The organism is Nitratireductor aestuarii, assembly GCF_014641695.1.
Taxonomy (GTDB): domain Bacteria; phylum Pseudomonadota; class Alphaproteobacteria; order Rhizobiales; family Rhizobiaceae; genus Chelativorans; species Chelativorans aestuarii.
On the sequence record NZ_BMIF01000058.1, the window covers coordinates 1 to 882 of the forward strand.

At 58.8% G+C, this 882-nt stretch carries 2 pseudogenes and 1 other annotated feature; both pseudogenes read left to right on the plus strand.

Going from position 1 to position 882, the window contains the following annotated elements:
- Positions 1–128 precede the first annotated feature (128 nt).
- A pseudogene (locus tag IEX27_RS21090) lies at positions 129–509 on the plus strand (integrase core domain-containing protein); the annotation flags it as partial.
- 44 nt (positions 510–553) lie between these two features.
- Positions 554–756: pseudogene (locus IEX27_RS21095) on the plus strand (IS3 family transposase); the annotation flags it as partial.
- Positions 679–772, plus strand: a sequence feature (AL1L pseudoknot). (Overlaps the previous pseudogene by 78 nt.)
- Positions 773–882: the final 110 nt, after the last annotated feature.

An 882-nucleotide genomic window follows, 5' to 3' on the forward strand; every position in this document is an offset into this window, starting at 1 on the left:
TTGTGAACACTCACATTCTAGAGAAAATTTGACTGGCCATGGCACCTCGAGCGGTGCGCGCCTGCAGAGAAAAGGCTGCGCGCACCGCTGTTGCAGCCGTCTCTGCTAATCCCTTCCGTAGGTGCTATGGCACCGAACTCACGTCGAATGCCATCCTCGCCTGGTCGCAGGAGCACAAGGTCGACTGGCACTACATCGCACCGGGAAAGCCGATGCAGAATGGTTATGTCGAGTCCTTCAACGGACGGATGCGCGACGAACTGCTGAACGAAAGCCTGTTCTTCGGTCTCGGCCATGCCCGCAGCGCCATCGCCGAATGGGTCGTCGACTACAACACATTCCGGCCGCACTCGTCGCTCGGATACCAGACCCCGGCAGCCTTTGCCGGGACCATCGCCGCAACCGACTTCAACGCTGCGCAAGATGAAGGCTACGCGTTTCCGCCGGTTGCTCCCACCGCGCCAAATGGCGTATTGAAAACCGCCGAGGCTCTAATCGCCGCTGGATGAAAGTTCAGTGGCAGGTCACTTACGCCCACTCTGCATGATTGGGGAAGAAGACCGAGGTCGACAGCGGCAAACGAGCAGGCTGGCCGAGTGATGTGGCCGAGAAGATGAAAGCTCTTGAGCGGGAGAACCGTGAGCTTCCTCAGGCCAACGAGATCTTGCGCACGGCGTCAGCCTATTTCGCGATGGCGGAGCTCGACCGCCCACTGAAGCGATGATCTCGTTCATTGACGACCACCGCGCGGTGTTCGTAAGCGCGATTTTCGATGCGCCTAGACGGCCTCTTCAGGCGTAATCGCGCACGGGTTCTAGCCGTATCCAGCTTTATTTGGCATTTGCCTTGGAGAAGTTGAACGGCAGCAGGTCGCCAATGTCG